We start from the raw sequence: 21,834 nt of genomic DNA, 5'->3' as shown, positions 1-21,834 counted from the left end.
GGTCAGTGGCTTCAGGCAGTGGGGCCGGTCAGTGGTGCCGCGCAGGCGAGGACGCCTGAATGAGGTTTCCCCTTCTCGGTCCGGACCAAGTCTGCGTTGGCGCCTCCCTGGTGGTGCCCTCACCCCTGCGCGAGCGTTTGCTGCAGGTCCGTCGCGCCTGCGGCGACCCGCAAGCGGAAGCCTTCCCGCCCCACATCACCGTCATTCCCCCGACCGCAGTAAGCCGATCCGCCCTGCCTGCCATGTTGGACCGAATCGAAACCCGAATCGGGCAATGCGGGCCGTTCAACGTGCGGTTGCGGGGAGCTGGCACCTTCCGGCCGGTCACACCGGTGGTGTTCGCCAAACTGGTTGAAGGTGCGGGCGCCTGTGCCGCCCTCGAGTCCCAAGTCCGCGAGGCCATTGGACACCCGGAAGGCCGGTTCCCCTACGAGCCCCACGTCACGGTCGCTCAGGACGCCACGGACGCGGTGCTTGACCAAGCCGAAAACGCGATCGGCGACCTCGACGAGGGATTCGCGGTTGACGCGCTTGAGGTGTGTCTCCTCCAGCCCGATGCCGTTTGGCAGCCCCTCCGCCGCTTCCCCCTGGCCCCCTCCGGCCGCGGGCAGGCGTCGGCCGAGTCCGGTCCCGAGGAGTCGAAGTGAACCCGTTGCCGGAATTCTTTGCGGCCATCCCCGCCGGCGGGGCGGGGAAACGGCTCTGGCCGCTGTCGCGTCAAGCCCACCCGAAGTTCCTCCTCGACCTTTCCGGCGAAGGCCGGACCCTGATCCAACAAGCCTGGGACCGCCTCGAGCCGCTGGCCGGGGCCGGGCACATCGAAGTGGTCACCGGGGCGGCCCACGCGGCCGCAGTGACCACGCAACTTGACCGGCTGAACCCCGCCAATCTGATCGTGGAGCCCGGTCCGCGCGACTCAATGCCCGCGATCGCCCTCGCCGCCGCCGTCACCCAGCGGCGTCACGGCGACGTGGTCCTGGGCTCCTTCGCTGCCGACCACATCATCCACGGTCAGAAGGGTTTCGCCGCAGCGGTCGAGGCCGCCTACCTGGCCGCCCAGGAGGGCTTCATCGCCACCATCGGGATTGTGCCCTCAGGGCCGTCGACCGCCTACGGGTACATCAAATCCGGGCCCTCCCTGGGACTGGTCGAGGTGCCCGAAGTCGCGTTGGTGGCGGCCTTCAAGGAGAAGCCCGACAAGGCGACCGCCGCAGAGTATTTGGCGGCAGGCGGCTACCGCTGGAATGCGGGCATGTTCGTGTTCAAGGTGAACCTGCTGCTTGACCAGCTAGAACTATTGCACCCCGCGCTGGCCGATGGGATTGGGCAACTGGCGGACGCCTGGGACGGAGGACCGCGCGACGAGGTCGCCGCCAAGGTCTGGCCGAGGCTCCAACGGATCGCTTTCGACCATGCCATAGCCGAGCCGGTGGCGGCCGAGGGCGGCTTGGCCACCGTGCCCGGCGACTTCGTCTGGAGCGACATCGGTGACTTCGGCTCGCTCGCCGAGTTGGCCGAACCGGTTGGGGCGGGTAGACCCGGCAGCCTAGCCGGAGCCCGAGGCGAGGTCCCGCCGCAGATAATCAGCGGCGGCAGTTCGGACGCCGGGACGGCTCCGGTCGGGCGCGGCCGGATGGCCGGGGAAGGCGATGTGGCCAGGGCCGCCGGGAAAGGTGACGTGGCCGGGGTTGTCGGCGGGGCCGGGCGCGGCCGGGTGGCCGGGGTCGCCGGGAAAGAGGCTGCGGCCGGGAAAGGCGAAGTGGCCGGGGAAGGCGAAGTGGCCGGGGTTGTCGGCCGGGTCGGGCGCGGCCGGGTCGCCGAGGGAGAGGATGCGGCCGGGAAAGGCGAAGTGGCCGGAGAAGGCGAAGTGGCCGGGGTTGTCGGCCGGGTCGGGCGCGGCCCGGAGGACGAGGCGATTGGGGGAAGGGCCGCGGCCCCCGTGTGCGGGCCGCCCGCGCGGCAGTTGGTCCTGAACGGGAGCCCCGCTCCCGTGGTCGAGGACTCGCCCGGTGCCCTCGCCCTCGCCGCCGGGGGTCGGTTGGTCGCCTTACTCGGAGTGCCCGGCGTTGTGGTTGTCGACACGCCCGATGCCGTCCTGGTCACGTCCCTTTCGCGGGCCCAGGAGGTCAAGCAACTCGTTGAGAGCCTTGAACGGCGTGGCCAAAGCGAGCGGTTGTAGGGTTTAGGTCGTGTCCAGTCAGCTCGGTGATTCCCCGACCCTGGCACCGGCCACCCGCGAAGCCATCAGACGCGGCGCGGGTCGCCTGCTTGACGAACTCATCGAAATCCGGCGGGACCTGCACCGCCATCCGGAGATCGCCCGTCAAGAGGTGCGGACCACTTCGGTGATTCTGCGCCGCCTGGCCGAGGCGGGGCTCGATCCGAGGCGGTTCAACGGCACCGGCCTCATGTGCGACCTGGGACCCTCGATCGAGGAGGCGGGCTGGCCGCGTCTCGCGATCCGGGCCGACATTGACGCCCTCCCGATCGGGGACGGCACCGCCACCCCCTGGCGTTCGGTCAAGGATGGGGCCTCCCACGCCTGCGGCCACGACATGCACACCACCTGCGCCCTGGGCGCCGGGCTGGTCTTGACCGAATTACACCGGGCCGGGCTGTTGCGTTCACCCGTGCGGCTGATCTTCCAGCCGGCGGAGGAGGTCCAGCCGTCCGGTGCCAAAGAACTGATCGGCCAAGGCGCCCTCGACTCGGTCAACCGGATCGTGGCCCTGCACTGCGATCCCCGCTACCAAGTTGGGACCGTGGCAATCAAGACCGGGTCGATCACCTCGGCCGCAGACCTGGTGACCATCTACGCCTACGGCGAAGGCGGCCACACTTCCCGCCCGCAACTGACCCAGGACCTGGTCTACGCGGTCGGCCAGCTCTTGATCGGCCTGCCGGCCGTCTTGGACCGGCGGCTCGATCCGCGCTCGGTGGTGTCCCTCACATGGGGGGCAGTTCACGCCGGCGAAGTCCACAACGCCATCCCCTCCTCGGCCGTCATCAAGGGCACATTGCGGGCCGGCGACATGCGGACCTGGCACCGGGCGGCGGAGATCGTCAAGCAGGCGGTGCCCCTGCTGGCCGAACAGTACGGCATCCGGGCCCAACTGGACTATCAATCCGGCGTGCCCCCGGTGGTCAACGACCCGGCCGTGACCGGGCTTGTGGGCGCCGCCGCCAGAGCGGTGCTGGGCGGCAACAACGTCCTAGTGGCGGAACAGTCCATGGGCGGGGAGGACTTCGCCTGGTACCTGCGCGAAGTGCCGGGGGCCCTGATGCGACTCGGCGTGCGCATTCCCGGCGCCCAACCAGCCGACCTCCACCAGCCCGATTTTGACCCGGACGAAGGCGCCATCCGGGTTGGCGTCGAGGTCCTCGCGGCGACGGCGGCCAGCGCATGACCGTCTGCGACTCGACCTGCGAGGTCCTGGCCCACCCGGCCGGACCGCGGGGCCTGCGGATAGCGCTGATCTCGCTGCACACCTCTCCGCTGGTCAAGCCCGGTGTTGGCGACGCGGGCGGGATGAACGTTTACCTGAAGGCGGCTGCGGCCGCCTTGGCGAGGGCCGGGCATCGGGTCGACATTTACTCGCGCGCCACCTCGGCGGCCGATTTGGCCCACCCCAGCCAGTCCATTGGCGGAGCGGTGGCCCACTACCTCAGAGCCGGGCCGGTCGCCCCGGTGGACAAGTCAGAGCTGGCCCCGCTGGCGGGCGAGTTCGCGGCCGCCTTGGGGCGTTATCCCAAGCCGGACGTGGTCCACTCGCACTACTGGTTGTCGGGGTTGGCTGGCGAAGCGGCCGCGGAGGCCTGGGGCATCCCTCACGTGCAGTCGCTGCACACTGTGGCGACCATCAAGAACCGGGCGCTGGCCAGCGGCGACGCCCCCGAGGGATCCGCCCGCCTGGCAGGCGAACAAGGATTGGCGAGGCGGGCGGCGCGGGTCGTGACGGTGAGCGCGGCGGAAAGGGACGCGATCGTGCGGGATTACGGCGTCCCGGGCGAACGGGTCGCGGTGATCAGCCCCGGTGTGGACGGCTCCGTGTTCGGGCCTGGGCCGGGGCCATGCCCGGACGACTTGCCGGAGGCGTTGCGGCGGCGGGCCGGCTATCTGATGATGATCGGGCGGATTCAGCCGCTGAAAGGACAGGACCTCGCGATCAGGGCGCTGGCCGAATTGCCGCCGGGGCTCCGGCCCGCGTTGGTGGTGACGGGGGCGCCCGGACCGGGCCACCTGGAGTACGCGGCCTCGTTGAAATCCCTGGTGGCGGCCCTGGGTCTGGCCGGCGACGTGGTCTTCATGGGCACTCAGCGCCCCGAACGCCTGGCGGAGCTGCTCCGGGGCGCGCGGGCCAGCCTGATGCCTTCGCATTCCGAGACTTTTGGCCTGGTGGCCATCGAATCTGCGGCCTGCGGGGCGCCCGTGATCGGCTCTGACACCACCGGGCTGCGGTCTTCTGTGATCGATTCGGTGACCGGCCTGCTGGTTCGCTCGCGCCGGCCCGAAGCTTGGGCCGGCGCCATCCGGCGGGTGCTGCAAGACGCGGAACTGGCCCGCAAACTCAGCGCCGGCGGGGTCAACTTGGGACGCGAGCGGACCTGGGACCATGTCGCCGCGGCCCTTGCGGCCACTTACGCGGCGGTCGCCGCGTCCGCTCCGCGCTGACTGGCTCGGGCGGGCCCAACGGGGGCGTTCGGGAGGGTTGAGCGGAGGGGTCGGCGGTGGGGCGGCGGGTCCGCGTCTGCTGGTTGGGCCGGGCGGCCCGAAGGGGGCGTTCGGGAGGGTTGAGCGGAGGGGCCGGCGGCCGGTGCCGAGTCCAGCGACGAAAGTGGCCGCCCAAACGGCCCCGCCCCGGAGCGGCGGCCGGCGGCGAACCTCCGGCGGCGAGCCTCCCGGCGTGAACGGCGCGGCGGGCTCAGCGCCTGGCCCGTGGACGGCATCGGCGGTTCTCAACTGGTGGGCCTGAGAACGCTCAAGCGGGCTTCGACCCGCCCCGGCTGCTTATGCTGGCGGCGCCACATCAACAGCCACCGGGGCGCTCGACGCGGACGCGGGACACCGCGCCGTGGGCGGCCCGCAAGGCCACATCATCGGGGGATCAACGATGAGCGCAACCGTCCCTTCCAACGACCGGTCCGGCCCGGCCGGGGGCCGCGCCCCAGGCCAGCGAGTCGACCGCCACGCCAGCGCGGCCGGCGCCAACGGCGGCGGAGCCGGACGCAACGCCGGACCGATTGGCCGCCATCGCTCCCACACTGGCCGCGGGCGCCAACGTTCCGCGCGACGCGCGTGGTGGGGGCGCCTGGTCGCCTGGCACCTGGCGGCGCTGACGGCCCTGACCGGTGTGGGCCTGTGGCAATCCGGCCCCGGCGCCGCCACCGCCTACCTGGGCGGATGGGAGGGGGAGTTCTCGCGTTCGGATCTTTACGCTCTGAGCTCTGCCGACCTCACCGTGGCCTACAAATGGTCATCGCCCTGGAATGACACCGAGCTCCCGACTGCCGCGCTGATCATGGACAAGGACCGGACCGGCAACGGCTCGGCCACCCCCGACCTGTGGGAGACGCTGGGAGTCGGCCCGGTTTACGCGAAGACCGGCGACTACACGCTCCACGCCGTCGGTTGGTATTCCGCCCCCGGCATCCCGGTCACCCTGATGGAGCGCGACAACGCGACGAAGCAGGTCAACGCCATCTCCTTGGGAGCCTTCGGCGGCAAACCGGGAGGCCGGGACTGCTCCGGGCCCTTGGCCTACAGCGGCGAGATCAACCAAAAGAACGGCTACGTGTACGCGATCATGACCACCGCGGTGGACGAGCTGATCGGCGCCGACGCCACGACCGAGGAGGGCCTGAGGTTGTCCATCTTCCGAGTCGCCAAGGACGCCGGCGGCAAGCGGACGCTGACCTGCCTCGCCTCCAATGGCGGCACCACCACCGCCCTGAACGACACCATTTACGGCGCCTGGGACAAGCAGTTCGGGAAACCGCCGTTTCCTCGCACCGAATATTGGTACATAGGGTCCGACATGGCCATTGACGCCAACGGCAACGCCTATGTCTTTGCGCGCAACGCGGACGACCGTCATGTTTTGTTGCGGATCAACGTGCCCGCCACCGTTGCGGGCGAGCCGGATCCGATGGGCAAGTACACCTACCAGGTGGTCAAGTTCTTCACCGGAAAATCCTCAAACGCGTCGAATTACGGGATGGCTTTCATGAACGGGAAGATGTATGTGCAGGAGTCGATCGCCAGTTCGCCGGTCTGGCGTTACGATCCGCTGTCCGGGGCGATCGAGAACCTTGGCGGCAAGGGGGACCCTCCCGGTTATCCGAAAGATTTGGCCTCCGCCCAGATGGCGCCCCTGATTGACGGAACCGTCTTCAACGACGCGAACGCGAATTCGAGGCGCGACAACGGCGAGGGCGGGGCCGGGAACATCCCGGTCGAGATCTGGCAGAAAACCGGTGCCTCGGGCACCTCCCAATGGGCGCTCAAGGGGACGCTCACAACCGACGGGTCGGGGGGCTATTCGGCCATGTTGCCGGCCGCCGAGGGGGAGTTCTTGGTGCGGCTCAGGCGGCCGCAGATAAACGGCGTCAACGCCGCCCAAACCTACGCTTCGGCGGGCGAGTTCCGTTTCGCGGACAACCCCGTCAACGCCTTGCGCCCCTACTGTTTCACCCAAGACGGCGACTATCAGGCCCAAGCGAAGTCCGGGCCCTGCTTCGGCGCCCGCGCCGACGGGGTGGACCCCCCAAACGTCGCCGATCCGCTGGCCGCGTCCGGCGGGGCCGGGATCGTGTCGCATGTCGTCATGAGGTCGGACCTGGCGGTGGTCACCGCCGACTTCGGGATCACAACGACCGGGTCTTGGGGCGACGCGCCGGCCTCCTACAAGACCACGAACGCGCAGCAGGGCCCCTACGCCAACGCCCGGCTCGGATCCGACCGCTACCTGTACCTGGGGGCCGCCGCCGGCGCCTACGCCGACGGCCAACCCAGCGCGCTGGCGGACGCCCACGCCACCGACGACGGGCTGGAGATGGCGCCGGTGGTGGCGGGGGAAACCGACGCCGACCGCTCCTGGGCGCCTGCCCAGGGCCAGATCATGGTGTCCGGCGGGAGGTACCGGTTCAGGGCCAAAGCCTCCGGTCTAGCGGACGCGGTCAAGAACGCGCACGTCAAAGCTTGGATCACCAGTCTGACCGAAGGGGGAGTCGCCGCGTCCGCCATGGACCGGCCCTTGTTGGGCGCTGGCGGCGGCTGCGATGACGCGCCAGACGCCGAGGGCTACGTCTACTGCGATTACCAAGCGGACCAAGGCGCGCCCAAGGGTAGCGTCACCCCGCTTTTCGCCCGGCTGAGGGTCGGCCCCGACACGGGTTTCACCGCCACCTCGCACGGTCCCGTGGACGGCGCCAAAGACGCCTGGGCGCCCCAAGGGGAAATCGAGGACTACGCCTTGGGGCTGGCCGGAGGGGTCCTGAGAGTTCAGGCGCGGACCTTGGGCGGGAACGCCGCCAACGCCAACCTGGCCCTTGCGAACGTGGCGGGAGCAGGCCCCTCGTCGGCCCAGGACCGCATCCTCACCAACGCGAGCGGGACCTTTGAGGTCTCCCGAACCGGCCACGCCCTGACGTCCCGAACAGCGCCGGTGGTGCTCGACACGACGGGTGTGGGCGCGGCATCGGCGGCTGGAATGAACGGCTGGCGGCTGAGCGCCGGCGTCCAGGCGGGCAAGCCGGTCGACACCTGGTGCTACGACTCGGCGACTCAAACTGACCTGGGCGCCGCCGTCGACCAGGCGGCCGCCAAGGTGACCGTCCCCGTACCGGCCGCCGGCCGCCTCCCCGCCGACATCACCTGCCAGCTAACCTACGCCCCGGCCGTCGACTTCGCCGTCTCGACGGTGACGGCGGATCCGAGCGGCAATTCGGCGTCCGCCGACCGCCTGACCATCCCGGACGGCAACGCCGCCGTCGTTGTGGCTCTAAAAGGCGTTGTCCAAGACCAGGCCGGCGCCGCGGTGACCGTGCCCGTCGGCGGCGCCGAGGTCGCCCTCGCCCTCGCCCCACGCGCCGGCACCGGCGCCACCCAAGCCGGCGCGCGGTTCCAGTATTCGGAGAACGACGCCGCCACCTGGCAGGACGCGGGGCAGTCCCACACCTGCGTGGTGGGCCAGGACGGCGCCTGCGACACGCCCGTCCGCGTGATCGCCAGCGTCAGGGGCGGCTACGACTTGACCGCCAACGTGGACGGGGCCTATCTGGACAACGCCGCCACGGGCGAGCCGACCGCGACCTCGCCGGTCGACGTCTGGTTCAAAGAGGGCGCGGCGGCGTCCGGCCAGATCGATCTTGCGGACACCGCCGACAGGACGGCCAACTACGGCGTGGCGGGCGCCGGCCAAGGCGACTTCTACGTGCTGGGCATCCAGGTCGCAGACGCGGCGGGCAACGGGGTGACCGGGTTGACCGACGCGGACTTTGCCAAGACCTGCGCGGCCGGGGCCGACTCGGCGCCGGGGACCACCTGCCCGGCGGAGGTCGGCGTGGTGTTCGGCGCAGTGGCCGAGGACAAGGCCGACGGCCGCGAGGGCCGCTACACGGTGGCTGTCTATTCGACCAAGTCGGGCCCCAAGAGCTTGGGCGTGTGGGTCAGCGGTGTGAACGGCGCGCTGCCGAGCCGACAGGACCCGAACCGCAGGCACGTCACTGCCACTTTCCTGCCGATGGCCTCGATCGATCCGGCCACCTCCACCTTCGACGTCACCTCCACAGGCGTCCGGTTCGCCTCCGCCGCCAACGGCGCCGCCGCCAACACCTACCATGAGGGCGTTGTGACGCTGAGGGACGCCAACGGCAACCCGATCACGGGCGCGCTCGCGGCCGGGAAGCTGGCTTGGGCCGAGCTGGCGCCGCCCCCCAACCGGGTTGAGTTCGCCGAGGACACGGCGTCCGGTCAGGCGGGCCTCTACCAGGTCAGAATCTGGTCCGACCAGGCCGCCGCGTATTCCGGCAAGAGGGTGAGCTTCGCGCAAGCCGATTCGAGCCTCGCCTACTTGGCGGAGCCCCAGACGTTCGAGTTCGCCCCGCCCGGCCCGTCCACGTCCGGTTCGGGCATGAGCATCACCGCCGATGCCGACCAGCCGGCCAACCACGACGCCCCCGGCTCGCAGCCGGCCAGTTGGGGAAGGCAAACCGTCACGGTGACCCTGCGGGACGCCGAGGGGCGCCCCTATGAGGACGCGATCGGCCGGTTGGCCGCTTCCAGCCCGGACGCGAAGGTCTACTTCGCCGCCCCGGCCGGCTCGGCGGGCCAGTTCGGCTGCGCGGCCGCGCCCGTCGGCGGCCGGTGCCCGGACGGCGTCTACGCATTGGAGGTCTATTCCGGACGCGCGGGCTCGAAGACGGTCAGCGTCACCTACACGGGGGCCGACGGCGCCAAACAGACGATTGCGGAGGAGGGGACGGGCAACGACCATGTGACCGCGGTGTTCGCCACCCCGCCCCCCGACCCGGACTGGTCGGTCTTCGTCCTGGGCGACCCGACGCTCTATCCGGAGGAGACCGAGGGGTTCGACAACTGGAACGACCCGGCGGACGAGCCGGATGGCGGCGATTCGATCAGCCACGACACCGGCGTCGCGTTCCACCCGGGCGTGCGCGTTTGGGACGCCGGCCGGAACAATCCGGTCGCGGGAGCCGAGGTGCGGCTCACCCTCAGCCAGCCTTGCGCGGCCGAGTTCGTCCATTCCACGGCCGACCCGGCCGACCCGGCCAACCAGATCATCTTGCGCACCTCGGGGGACGGCAAGGCCCCCGCCGAGGTCAACTCCGCCGCCGATTCCCGGTGCGTCATTGTCGCGGAGATCATGGCGGGCGGCCAATGGCGGCCGGTGAAAGGCTCTCCCAAGGTTCTGACTTGGAAGGACACCGAGATCGACGCGAACGCGTCAAGCTTCACCGTGTCGAGTGAAGAGGTGGTGGCCAACGGCCGCGACACGGGGGTGATCACGGCCACCCTGATCGGGGACAACGCCAACCCGATCACCACGGCCGGGGCGGCCCTGGTCGCCTCCGGCCCGGTCGGGGCCGGCGTCAAGATCTCGGCGTTCACCCCCGATCCGGCGGTGAACGGCCGCTACACGGCCGACTTCACAGGGCTGAAGGCAGGCAGGCAGCAGATTGTGGTGGAGGCCGGCGGCGCCTTCCTGCCGCTGGCACCGGACGGCAACCGTTACGCCAACCTGGTGGCCGGCCCGCCCGTGGCCGCCGAGTCATGGCTGGTCCAGCCGTCCGGTTCCGCCCCGGCCGACGGGGTGGCCACCCGGCCGGTCATGGTCCGCGCGTTTGACGAGCAGGGCAATCCGGCGGCGGGCGGGTCGGCGGTGTTCGCCATCCCCGCGGGGACCTCCGCCGTCAACCCGGCCTCCGGCGGCGTCACCGTCACCGGGCCCGGCGCCGTCACCGCCCCGATCGCCGACGGCCAGGCCCGCATCGACCTTGCCGCCACCGTGGCTGCCGTCCACAAGGTCAGCGCCACCGTGGCCGGTGAGCCGGTGGAAACCGTCAAGAACGCGGCCGAGGACACCACGTTGCGCGTTGACGGCCAAGCCGAGGTCACGTTCACGCCGGGCCCGCCCGACCCGGCCATGTCCGAGCTGTCCATTCCGACCGCCGGGGTTGACGGCTTGGCCGCGAAGGAAGTCGGCGGAGTCGAGAAGCACACCGCCCAAGTCCAGGTCAGGGACGCGCAGGGCAACGCCATTGTGGACGGTTCCAGCCAGGTGGTGTTCCGGTGGGAGCACACCGACCTGGCCGGCCGGTTGGTGACCGGCTCCACGGCCGCCGTCGCCGCAGACGGCCAGGGCGTGGCCAGCTACGATTTCGGCTCCACAGTGGCGACCACTTGGACGGTTTGGGCCCGTGTCGAGGGCACCGCCGCCGATGCCGCCGGGTCGCCCAAGCAAGCCCGCTTTTCGCCAGGTCCCGTGGACCGTTGGGCGACCCTCGGCTCGTTCACGGTCGATTCGACCGTCAAACGGGCTGATGGCGTGGCGAACGCGGCCGCCCAATTGACCGCCCAGGATCAATACGGCAATCCGGTCGAGGGGGCCGATCTCAAATTCGCTCTGGTCTATGACGGCAATCAGGGGCCCGCCTTTGGCGACGCCCTGGGCGGGGCCAAGGAGGCGGCCGCCAAGTCGGGTCCGGACGGGGTGGCCAGAGCCTTCGTCTATTCGGTTTGGCCGGGCGATTTCGACGTGCGCGGGGTCTGGCAAACATCCCAGTCGGCGGTGAGGCAGGTCCACTTCTCCAACTTGTCCGCGGATCCCGACAAGTCGCGGTTCCGGGTCGAGCGGTCCCAGTCCAACGTGGGCCAGCCCGCCTTCGCGGACGGGTCGGACGCCTATGTGGTGACGGTCAGTTTGCGGGACGCGAACAACGTGCCCGTCAACAACGCCGGCGCCCAGGTCGGCTTCTCCCCAAGGAACATCCCCGGCGCGGCGCCGGTCTTCTACCCTGTTCGTTCGGGCAGCGCCGGACGCGGCCAGGCCACGGTGGACTTGAGGACGCTCAAAGCGGGGGTCTGGGATGTGACGGTGGCGATTGGCAACAACCGCTTGGGCACGGAGTCCGATCCGGGCGTCAAGTCGGTCGCGGTGACCTTCCTGCCGGGCCCCGCAGCTGTGGGGCCGGGCGCCTCGCGCCTGGTCGCGCCCGTGGCCCCGGCCAAGGCTGACGGCCGGGAAACCCAGGTGGTCAGGGCGGAGATCGCGGACGCCAACGGCAACCCGGTGGGCGGCGAGGTGGTCGAGTTCGCCATCCCGGCTGATGTTTCCGCGGTGACCGGCGACGGGCGCCAGGTGCCCGGACCCGCCCGGGTGGTGGTCGACTCGGGCGCGGGCGGGGCCGATTTGGGGGTCGCTGAGCTGACCCTCGTTTCGACCAAGACCGGGGCCTACGCCGTCACGGCCCGCCTGGCGGCTCAGGCGATCGGCGACGGTTCGCCGGCGCTGGCCGTCTTTGTCAACGCCGACCTTGACCCCGGCCGCTCGGAGTTGACCATCCCGACGGCGGGCCAGGTCAAGACCGTGGCGGTCGAATTCCACACCGCCCAGGCGACGCTCAGGGACGTTTCCGGCAACCTGTACACGCCTGCGGTTCTGGTCAGCTTCTATTACAGGTTGGCGGGCGCCTCGGTTTGGTCCGCCGGGCCAATTGTCGAAAGCGTTGACGGCGTTGCCGACTGGACGGACTTCACGGTGGACCGCGCGGGCGCCTACGAGGTTCGAGCCGACGTGGCGGCGGGGCGAATCGCCGAGGCTGTTCCAGCCCGCCAGGCACGGTTCAAAGCCGGGCCGGCCAGCGCCGCCAACTCCTCCTTCAGCGCCTCGGTGGGCGTGGTGGTGGCCAACGACGTGGACACCCACTCGGCCACAGTCCAGGTGCGGGACGCCTTGGGCAACCCGGTCGCGGGCGAGGCGGTGTCCTTCGGCCTTTCGGGCGACACCGCCGCCCACTTCGCGGGCGCTGGCTGCGGCGCGCGGACCTGCGCGGTGACCACCTCTGCGACCGGTTCGGCCAGCGTCAGGATCGCCTCAGGGGAGGACACAACAACCCACGTGCAGGCGGTCATAAACCAAGCCGACCGGATAGGCGAGGCCGATCTCATCTTCGCCAAGAGCGCGGCCGACCCGTCCAGGTCCTCGTGGTCCATCGCCCCGGCTGGGCCCCTGGTCGCGGACGGCCAGGCGAGCTTCACCGCGACGGTGCTGGTGTTGAACGTGGACGGCCAGGTCAAGGAAGGGGTCGAAGTAGGAATCGCCGCGCCGCCGGCCGTCACAGTCAGTCCCGCCGGCCCCCACCTGACCGGCTCGGACGGACGCCTCGAGGTCCAGTTCACCTCCGTGGTGGCCGGAACCTACACGGTCAACGCGCTGATTGGCGCCGATCCGATCCCCGAAGCCGACCAACAGATCACCTTTGTGGCGGGTCCCATCAGCCATGAACCCGGCCGGACGTTCCTGACCGGGCCCGCCTCCAGCGCGGTCGCGGACGGACAGGCCACCCAGGTTGTGACCGCCACCGTCGCCGACGCGCACGGAAACCCGGTGACCGGCGCGACGGTGCGCTTCGACGTGCCCGCCGGCGCCGCCCTGGCTGCAGGGGCCAGCGCGGAGGTGGAAGTGGACGGCCAGGGGCGCGCCCAACTCGCCTTGGTCTCCTTCACGGCCGGGACCTATGAGGTCACGGCTGCCGTGCGGGGCGGCGGCGAGGACGCGTACCAAGACATCACAGGGGGCTCTCCGGCCCTGGCAACCTTTGTCGCCGGCCCCGTCTCGCCGGCCCATTCAGTCATCTCGAGCGTCCCTCAGGGGCCGCTCCCGGCGGACGGGATCACCGCCTTTTCCGTCAAGGCCGAGTTGATGGACCAATACGGCAACCGGGTGGAGACCGCCGGCCTGCCGGTGGCTTTCACCTTCGAGTTGATGCAGCCTGACGGCACCATGCCCGCGCCGGGGGTGGCGCCGGTGACCAGGAGCGTGCTGACCGATTCGGCCGGGGTGGCCGCCACCACCTTCACGACCACCCGCGCGGGCGTTTGGCGGGCGACGGCCCAGGTCGGGGCGGCGACGGTGGCGCAGGGCTCACCCCTTCAATTGCGGTTCAACCCGTTGGGAGCGGCCGCCGGAGCCTCCCAGTTCGAGGTCACGCCCGGCAACGTCCTGGCGGACGGCGCGGCCAGCCATGCGGCCTGGGCGATCGTCAAAGACGTCAATGGGAACCCGGTCCCCGGCGCCCAGGTCAGCTTCGGCGTCGCCGCGGGAGCGCCGGGCGTGCCGGGGCCCACACTGGCGCCGCCGGACGGGGTGGTCACAGCCTGCGATCCGACCGCCCCGGGCCAACCGACCTGGTGCGACCAGCCCGGCAAGGCCCAAGTGGCTATCACCTCGCAGGAACCGGGGTCCTTCAACGTCACGGCCGCCGTGGGCGGCGCGACCGTGGCGGGTGCCCCGCAGCCGGTGTCCTTCGTCGCGGGCTCGCCGGACGCGGCCGCGTCCTCCTACGTCCTCGACCCGGACACGGCCGCCGCGCCGCAGGCGTCCATCGAGGCCTCGGGCAACCCGGACGACGCCTACACGCTAACGGTGCAGGTCAAGTCCGCCAGCGGCATCTTGGTGCCGGACGCCAGGGTCCGGTTGGTGGGCCTGGACACCACCAAAGTCCACATTGTCCAGGCCGGCGGGACGGGGGGCGCCACCGGCGCCCCGGCCTCCGCCAACTACGGGACCCACACCTGGAACCTCTACTCGGCGACGGCGGGCGTGTACACCGCCACCGTGCAGGTGAACACGACCGGGAACCAATGGGCGCCCGTCGCGCCGGATCCGGTGACGTTGCGCTTCAACGCCGGCGCCGGGGCCGCCGTCGAATCGTGGCTGGTGCAACCGGACGGCTCGGCCGTCGCCAACGGCGCCGACCAACTGCAGGTCAAGGCGCACATCCGGGACGCCTCCGGCAACAACGCCGGCGCCGGCCGAGTCGTGTTCACCGTGCCTCCGGGGCTGACCGCCACCGTGGCGGGTACCGACACCGCAGGCGGCCCCATGCCCACGGTCGACGCGCCCATCAGCGGCGGCTACGCCACCGTGTTGTACAAATCCACCGCCGCCGGCGAATACCCGGTCAGCGCCAAACTGGACGGCGATGACATCTCGGTGGTCAAAGACGCGCGGGAAAGCGCGACTCTGGCGACCAGCGGCCGGGCGCTACTGGCTTTCACGGCTGGCCCGGCGGCATCGGACAAATCGGTTCTGACCGTCCCAACGGCGGCCGGCGGCGCCACCAAAGTGGCGGACGGCAGGCAAACCCACCGGGCCGAGGTGCGGGTCGAAGACGCTTTCGGCAACCCGGTGGCGGGCGCCCAAGTGTTCTTCCGCTACGGCCCCGACGAGGCCCGCCTGACCGAACTGGCGGTCGCGGCGGACCGGGAGGGGCTGGCGGCGGTCGACTTCGCGTCCACCCAGGCGGCCGCTTTCCAGGTGCGGGCCTACCTGGCGGGCGCGGAGGTCACCGGTTCGCCCGCCACTGCGCGGTTTGTCGCGGGGCCCCTCGACCTGGCGCGGACGCTCGCCTCGTTCGAGGTCCAAGACTCCGTGGCGCCCGCGACCGGCGCCCATCCGCTGTGGGTCCGGATGAAGGCCCAGGACGCGCAGGGCAACGCCCTGTCCGGGGTCGCCCTGGGCTTCAAATTGACCGGGGCCGGGGACGGGCCCGTCTTCACCCCTTTGGCGGACGGCCGCAAGGAGGTTGACGGCGAATCCGGTCCAGACGGCTACTTGACCGCTGACGTGGTGTCCGAATTCGAGGGCGCCTTCCCGGTGGTGGGCGTCTTCGGCGCCAGCCAGACCGACCCCAAGGACCTGGTCTTCACCAGCGACACCGCGGAGCCGACCACGTCCTGGTTCACGGTGGACCGCAACCCGGCCAACGCCGGGAATCCGGCCACCGCGGACGGGCGCGACTCCTACCGCGTCACGGTCAACCTCCGCAGCGTGGACGGGCACCCGCTGAACGGGGTCCGCGCCATCGTCAAGGTGACCGACCCGGCGACCGGCCGCGTCCTGCAGTACCCGGTCACTTCCGGGCGTCTTGACGGCCAGTCCGGCACGGCGGTTCACGAGGTGACGTCGACTCAGGCGGGCTCATTCAACGTCACGGTCGAACTGGGCGGCGACCAATTGTCGCTGGGCCAGGCCGGCGCCAGCGCCAAGTCCGCCCAGGTCGTGTTCAATCCGGGTCCGCCGGACGCCTTGACGTCCCGTCTGATCGGGCCCAGAACCGGCCCGGCCAAGGCGGACTACCGGGAACAGCAGATCATCACCGCCGAGTTGCGGGACGCCCAGTCGAACCCCCTGGCCGGGGCCTCGGTCGCCTTCGCAATCCCGGCGAATGTGACGGCCGTCGAAGAGGCCACCCGCCTTGAGACGCCGGGCCCGGTCACGGTCGCGGTGCACGCCGACGCCTCCGGCCAGGCCCGGCTGGTCTTGGCCTCCAAGGTGGTCGGCGTCTACGACGTCACCGCCACCGTGGGCGCGATGGCCATCACCGAGGGCAGCCCGGCCAAGGCCGTCTTCGTCAACGCCGCCGTCTCCGCCGGCCGGTCCCTTTTCGCCATCCCCACCGCCAACCAGGTCATGCCCGTCCGCACGGGGTTCCACACCCCCACGGTGAGGCTGTTCGACGCCTCCGGCAACCCCTACACCGCCGCCTCCGTGCCCGTCACCTTCAACTGGCGGCCCCAGGGCGCGGGCGTTTGGTCCGGCTCCAAGGTGGTCGAATCGACGGGGGGAACCGCGCAGTGGACCGATTGGACGGTCGCGGTGGCCGGGGTTTACGAGGTCCAGGCGACCATCCCGTCCGGCCAGGTCGGTGAGGTCCTGGCGGCCCGCTTCGGGCCGGGCCCGGCGGTGCCGGCCGGTTCGGTCTTCACCTCCTCGGCCGGAACCAAGGTGGCGAACGACGGCTCGTCCGCCCACTTCGCCCAAGTGCTGGTCCAAGACGCGGTGACCGGCGGCAACCCGGTCGAGGGAGAGCCGGTCACCTTCAAAGTGGGCGGCTCGGCCAGGATCGCCGGCGCCCCCGGAGACGGCCAAACCGTCACGGTGGCCTCTTCGGCGGCGGGCTTGGCCCGGATCGACATCTCCGACACCGCCGTCGAATCGGTCCAGGTGACGGCCGAAGTCGGCGGCGTTCAAGTCGGTTCGGCCGAACTGGAATTCGGTCCGGGCGCGCCCAGCGCCGCCCAGTCGTCTTGGACGGTGACCCCGACCACCGCGCTTGGCGCCGACCACCCCGCCGTGGCCGCGGACGGCCTGGACTCGTGGCAGGCCGTGGTGACCGTGCGGGACGCGGGCAACCTCGCGGTGGGCGGCGCCGAGGTCCAGTTCGAGGTCCCCGGCGCGGTGGCGATCCAGCCGCGCGGGCCGCACACGACCGACCAGTCGGGTCGGGTCGGCGTCACCTTCACCGCCAAGGCGGCCGGCTCATACCAAGTCCGCGCCATGATCGGCGCGGCGGCGGTGGCGCCGGACCGGCAGACCATCGAGTTCGCCGCCGGCCCCATCGCACCGGACGTTTCCTACTTGGAAGGCCCCGGCGTCACAGCGGTCGCGGACGGCCGCGACCAACTCCCGGTCCGCGCGTACATCCTGGACGCCCAGGGCAACCCGGTGCCGGGGGCCCGCGTCGCCTTCGCCCTCCCCGCCGACCTCGAAGCGGCCTCCTCCAACACTGGGGACGGTACCTTTTCGGACCCGGCGACCCTCGAAAACGGGGACGGTCCCGTTGCGGCCCCGGACGGCATCGGAGACGGGGATGGTCCCAGTTCAGCCGCAGAGGTGGCGCCAACCGAAGTGGTGGTACAGGCCGACCCGCAAACGGGCCTGGCCGAAGTCGCCGTCACGGCCACAAAGGCCGGGGTCTACCAAGTCACGGCCAAAAGCCAGTTGGAGGGGGCTGCCGCCTGGACGCCCATCGAAAAGGGCTCTCCCGCCGTGGCCCAATTCGTGGCCGGGCCGATCTCCCCATCCGGGTCGCTGATCACCGCCACGCCCAAGGCCCCGCTCCAACTGGGCGTTGGCGGCGCGACCTACCAGGTCAGCGTGCAACTCCGGGACCAGCGCGGCAACCCGGTCAAACAGGCGGACGTGCCGATCCAATACCGGTTCTTCCCATCCGGGGACACATCCGACCCGGCGGCGTTCTGCACCCAGGCGCCCGACCAGGACACCCGGTTCGCGTCCGCGTTGACGGACGCCGCCGGGACGGCCACGGTTCCTTTCGCCTCGACCAAGGCGGGTCCGTGGCATGGCTGCGGCTTCTACGCCGGCGACCAGATTGTGGGCGGCAGCCCCGTCGACTTAACGCTCACCGCAGGCGCGATGGACCTGGTCAAGTCGGATTTCGAGGTCTCCCAGAACCTGGTCTTGGCGGACGGCCAGGCGAGCCATTACGGCCAGGTCGTGATCCGCGACAGCTTCGGCAACCCGTTGGGCGGCCGCGCCGTCACCTTCCAGATCGGCGCGGGCGCTCCGGGTGTGCCGGGCCCGAACGTCAAGGGCCAGCAGACGGGGACGGTCACGGTGACGACCTGCGACCCGGCGTCCGGCGCCAACGCGCCCGAATGGTGCTTCGACGGCGGCGTCTTGCAGGCTGGCCTGGCCATGGCGCACTTCACCTCCGAGGAGCCGGGCACCTTCCCGGTCAGCGCGACCGCGGGCGGCGCGCCCGTCGACGGCTCGCCCAAGCCCGTCTCCTTCACCGCCGGCCCGGCCAGTGCCGCCGATTCTGCCTGGGCCATCGACCCGGACACCGCCGACCCGGCGACGGGCGCGGACGTGTCGCTGCCGGCCAGCGGCCAGCCCGCCGACTCGTACACCCTGACCGTCACCGCCCGGTCGGCCGCTGGCCTGTTGGTCCCCGGCGCCCGGGTGCGCCTGGCCGGGTTGCCAACTTCGGTCAAAATCGCCGACGATGCCGTCGAGGGCCTCACCGGTGCCCCCTCGAGCAGCGCTTTTGGCCGCTTCAGTTGGCGGCTCTATTCGTCCGTGGCCGGCACGTTCACCGGGCGCGTCCAAGTCTGGGAAGCGGATGGGTGGGCGGATGTCGGGGTGCCGTTCACGGTTCGCTTCGGGGCCGCCGCGCCTGATCCGGACGCCTCTTGGCTGGCGCAGCCGGCCGGCGCGGCGGTGGCGGACGGCGTGGCCGAACTCCCGGTGGCGGCGGAACTGCGGGACGCCAACGGCAACCCGGTCTCCGGGGCTGAGGTGGTTTTCCATCTGCCCGCCGGGTTGGCGGTGGCGTGCGGGACGGACCAGGACGCGGTCGCCGGACCCGGCTCCGTCGTGGCGACGGCTGTGGCTGGCGCTGCGACCTGCCGTTTCACGTCGCTCAGAGCTGGCCGCTATGTGGTCACCGCCGCCCTGGCGGGGCCGCCGGAGCGGCCTTTGCTGACCGTGAAAGACGCCGCCGGATCGACCACTCTCGGAACGGACGGCAAGGTGGCCTTGACCTTTGTAGCGGGCACCCCCTCAGGGGCGGCCTCCGAGTTGGCCATCCCAACGGGCGCGGAGCCCAAACGCGCGGGTGAAGAGCAGCATGTGGCGACCGTGACGGTGCGGGACGCCGCCGGCAACGCGGTCGAGGGCGCTCCCGTGGTGTTCCAGTGGGCGCGGGGTTCGGCGACGGCCCCCGGCGCGGGCCCTTGGACCACCTCCGAGGCCCAGCGTTCGGGGCCGGACGGCCAGGCGAGCGTGCCGTTCGGCGCGCCCGGGGACAAAGCCGGCTGGGTCTGGGTCCGCGCGTTTGTCGAGGTGGACGGCGTGCCCCAGGCGGTGGGCGGCCCCCAGGCCGATCCGGACTACGGCCAAAGCGTGAAGCGGGCTGAGTTTGTGGCGGGCCCCGTCGACCCGGCGCGCACCGCCGCGAGCTTCGAGACGTTCCGTCCCGCCGTGCCCGCCAACCTGACGGACCAGTCATGGGCGCGAGTGGTGGTGCAAGACCGCTTCGGCAATGGCGTGCCGGGGGCCAAGGTCTCCTTCACCGTGCCCGCCGCCCAGCCGGGGACTGCGGGGACGCCGGTCTTCGCGGACGGTTCGCGTCCGCCGGAAGCCAAGGAATTGACCGTGGCGAGTTGCCCGGCCCAAGCCGCCGGCGGCGCCGAACCCCAGGGTGGGGGCGCGGTCGGCCGGGCGCAAAACCAGGGGGCTGCGGCCGAGGCCGCCGGGGCCCCAGGTTTGAGCAGCCCAACCGACGTGGCCGCCGCCGCTGGGAGCGCGGGTGACGCCGCCAACGTGTCGGCCGCCCCGGCCAACTGCCTGAAGGACGGCGTCTACACGCCCGGCCTGGCCTACGCGCCAATTGTGTCCGCCTTCGCGGGAACCTTCCCGGTTTCGGCGACGGTCGCCGCCGGCGCGCTGACAGTCGACCTGAGCCCCGGCGACGTGGCCTTCGCGGCCGGGGACCAGGCCGGTTCGGCGGCGGCGTCATCGTTCACGTTGCTGCGGACCGATTCGACGGCTGCGGTGGTGACGGCTGACGGCGCCGACTCCTACACGTTGACGGCCACGGTCATGAACGGCCAGACGGGCGCGGCTGCGGCGCCGGTCGCGGGGGCGTGCGTCACGCCGCAGCTGCCTGCCGGAATGAGCGTTGTCAGCCCCGCCGAGCCGGGCGGCAGCTGCCCTGTCGGCTCCTACGCGACGGGCGATGACGGCCGGGTCGCCATCCAGGTGACCTCGACGGTGGCGGGCTGGGCGCTGGTCGGGGCGAACCTGGGCGGTTCGCCCATCCCGACCGAACCCGGCGGCCACCGCCACGCGCGCACCGCGCTGTTCGTGGGCGGACCGCCTGACGCGTCGCGGTCGGAGCTGACCAGCCCGCCCGCGCCGGCCAGAGCCGATGATCCGGCTGGTCAGACCGTCACGGCGACTCTGCGGGACGCCAACGGCAACCTGGCGTCCTGCTGGTCCGGAGGCAGGCAGCTGCCTTGTCCGGTCGCTCTGTCGGTGCCGGCAGGCACCTGGGTGGGCGAGGGCTCGGGCCAGGTGACCGGCCCCGCAGTGGTCCACGCCGCCGCGTCGCTGGTGGACTACGGACCCGCGCCTTCGGGGGACGGGGCCGGCGGAGAGATTGCGGCGCCGGCGTCCGGCGGGGTCGCCACCGCCGTGTACCGAGGGGCGGAGGGCCGCTACGACGTGACCGGCGTTGTGGGCGACAAGCCGGTTGGGATCGCGGACGGGGTTGTCGCGCCTGACGAAACCGCCCGGGCCCGGATCGCGTTCACCGATTCGACCCCGCCCAGCCCGGCCCGGCCCGATCCAACCGACGGCGGGCGCCTGACGGGGCAGGTCGCGGCGGAGGACTCGGCGGCGGCCGCCGCGGGTGAGTTGAGCGTCACCGTGGAGGACTCACAGGGCCGTCCGCTGGCGAATTGCCCGGTCGGCCGGGACGGCCGCTTCGACTGCGGGCTGACGCCCAAACAACCCGAGGGCGCCATCGTGACCGTCACGGTCACGGACGCCGCCGGCAATTCGACCGGCGTCAAGTGGCGGGTGGGCCAACCGCAGGTCAACCTGAGCTTGGGAACACTGTGCGGCGCGGCCAGGCAAGCGGCGACCGGCCGCAACTTCCAGCCCGGCGAGGATGTCACGGCCACGACTGGCGACGGCGCGCTCTTGGGCACCGCCAAGGCGGACGCGGACGGCCGGGTCGAGTTGGCGTGGACCACCCCGGCGGATTCGCCGAACGGCCAGCAGACCGTGGTCCTGACCGGCCCGCTGTCCGGGCGGCACAGCGCCGGTTACAAGGTTGATTGCCCCGGCCCGCCGGTCTCGCCGAGCCCATCGGCGTCTCCGACTTCGCCCGGTTCGCCGAGCGCCTCGTCCGCGCCGGGCTGGGCCGCCTCCCAGGCTCCAACCGCTGGTCCTGGCCACACCGTCCCGCCCGCCCAGCCGCCGGGGGCGCGCCCGCCTGGCGGCCTGCCATTCACCGGACCGGCGGCGATCGGCTTGGGCCTGGTCGCCTGCGCCCTGATCCTGGCCGGCGGCGCGGCGGGGGCGGCCGCCCGCCGCAGACTCCGCGCCCAGTAGGGAGGCCGCCGCAGGCGCGACGGCTGACGCCGGCGGCGCAGGCGGGCACCGACCAGCGGAGCCGCCGCAGGCGGTGCCCAATGGCGCATGGCCGCCGGTTCGCGGATAACGCGGTGCCGTTTGGCGCGCGATGTCGTCACGCCCGGAACGGGTGCCCGGTCCACCC

General features: G+C 71.6%; 5 protein-coding genes. All 5 read left to right on the top strand.

Annotation, left to right across the window (positions count from 1 at the left end; genetic code table 11):
* The first annotated feature begins 59 nt into the window (after window positions 1-59).
* The 5 genes from LBC97_06965 (at window position 60) to LBC97_06945 (ending at window position 21,668) form a co-directional block, all read left to right on the top strand.
* Window positions 60-647: a 2'-5' RNA ligase family protein gene (locus tag LBC97_06965; protein ID MDR2565790.1), complete on the top strand. Its 588-nt coding sequence runs from the start codon at window positions 60-62 to the stop codon at window positions 645-647.
* Window positions 644-2,179 (top strand): hypothetical protein, encoded by a 1,536-nt coding sequence (locus tag LBC97_06960; GenBank protein ID MDR2565789.1) that lies wholly within the window; start codon window positions 644-646, stop codon window positions 2,177-2,179. The genes LBC97_06965 and LBC97_06960 overlap by 4 nt, the downstream gene beginning before the upstream one ends.
* Before the next feature lie 10 nt (window positions 2,180-2,189).
* Window positions 2,190-3,407: an amidohydrolase gene (locus LBC97_06955; GenBank protein MDR2565788.1), complete on the top strand. Its 1,218-nt coding sequence runs from the start codon at window positions 2,190-2,192 to the stop codon at window positions 3,405-3,407.
* Window positions 3,404-4,672, top strand: a complete 1,269-nt coding sequence (locus LBC97_06950) for a glycosyltransferase (GenBank protein ID MDR2565787.1) — start codon at window positions 3,404-3,406, stop codon at window positions 4,670-4,672. Before LBC97_06955 ends, LBC97_06950 begins: the two co-directional genes overlap by 4 nt.
* 439 nt (window positions 4,673-5,111) lie before the next feature.
* Window positions 5,112-21,668 carry an Ig-like domain-containing protein gene (locus tag LBC97_06945; GenBank protein ID MDR2565786.1) on the top strand — a complete coding sequence of 5,519 codons (16,557 nt, stop codon included), beginning with the start codon at window positions 5,112-5,114 and terminating at the stop codon, window positions 21,666-21,668.
* The last annotated feature ends 166 nt before the right edge of the window (window positions 21,669-21,834 follow it).

This window comes from Bifidobacteriaceae bacterium (assembly GCA_031281585.1).
Taxonomy (GTDB): Bacteria; Actinomycetota; Actinomycetes; order Actinomycetales; family WQXJ01; genus JAIRTF01.
The sequence above is the reverse complement of the archived record's forward strand: the minus strand, read 5'-3'. Positions and strand labels throughout refer to the sequence as shown.

What these genes read in the sequence shown, in the direction of transcription:
- LBC97_06965 (MDR2565790.1), top strand. Translation starts at nt 60, where the DNA reads ATGAGGTTTCCCCTTCTCGGTCCGGACCAAGTCTGCGTTGGCGCCTCC.
- LBC97_06950 (MDR2565787.1), top strand. Translation starts at nt 3,404, where the DNA reads ATGACCGTCTGCGACTCGACCTGCGAGGTCCTGGCCCACCCGGCCGGA.
- LBC97_06945 (MDR2565786.1), top strand. Translation starts at nt 5,112, where the DNA reads ATGAGCGCAACCGTCCCTTCCAACGACCGGTCCGGCCCGGCCGGGGGC.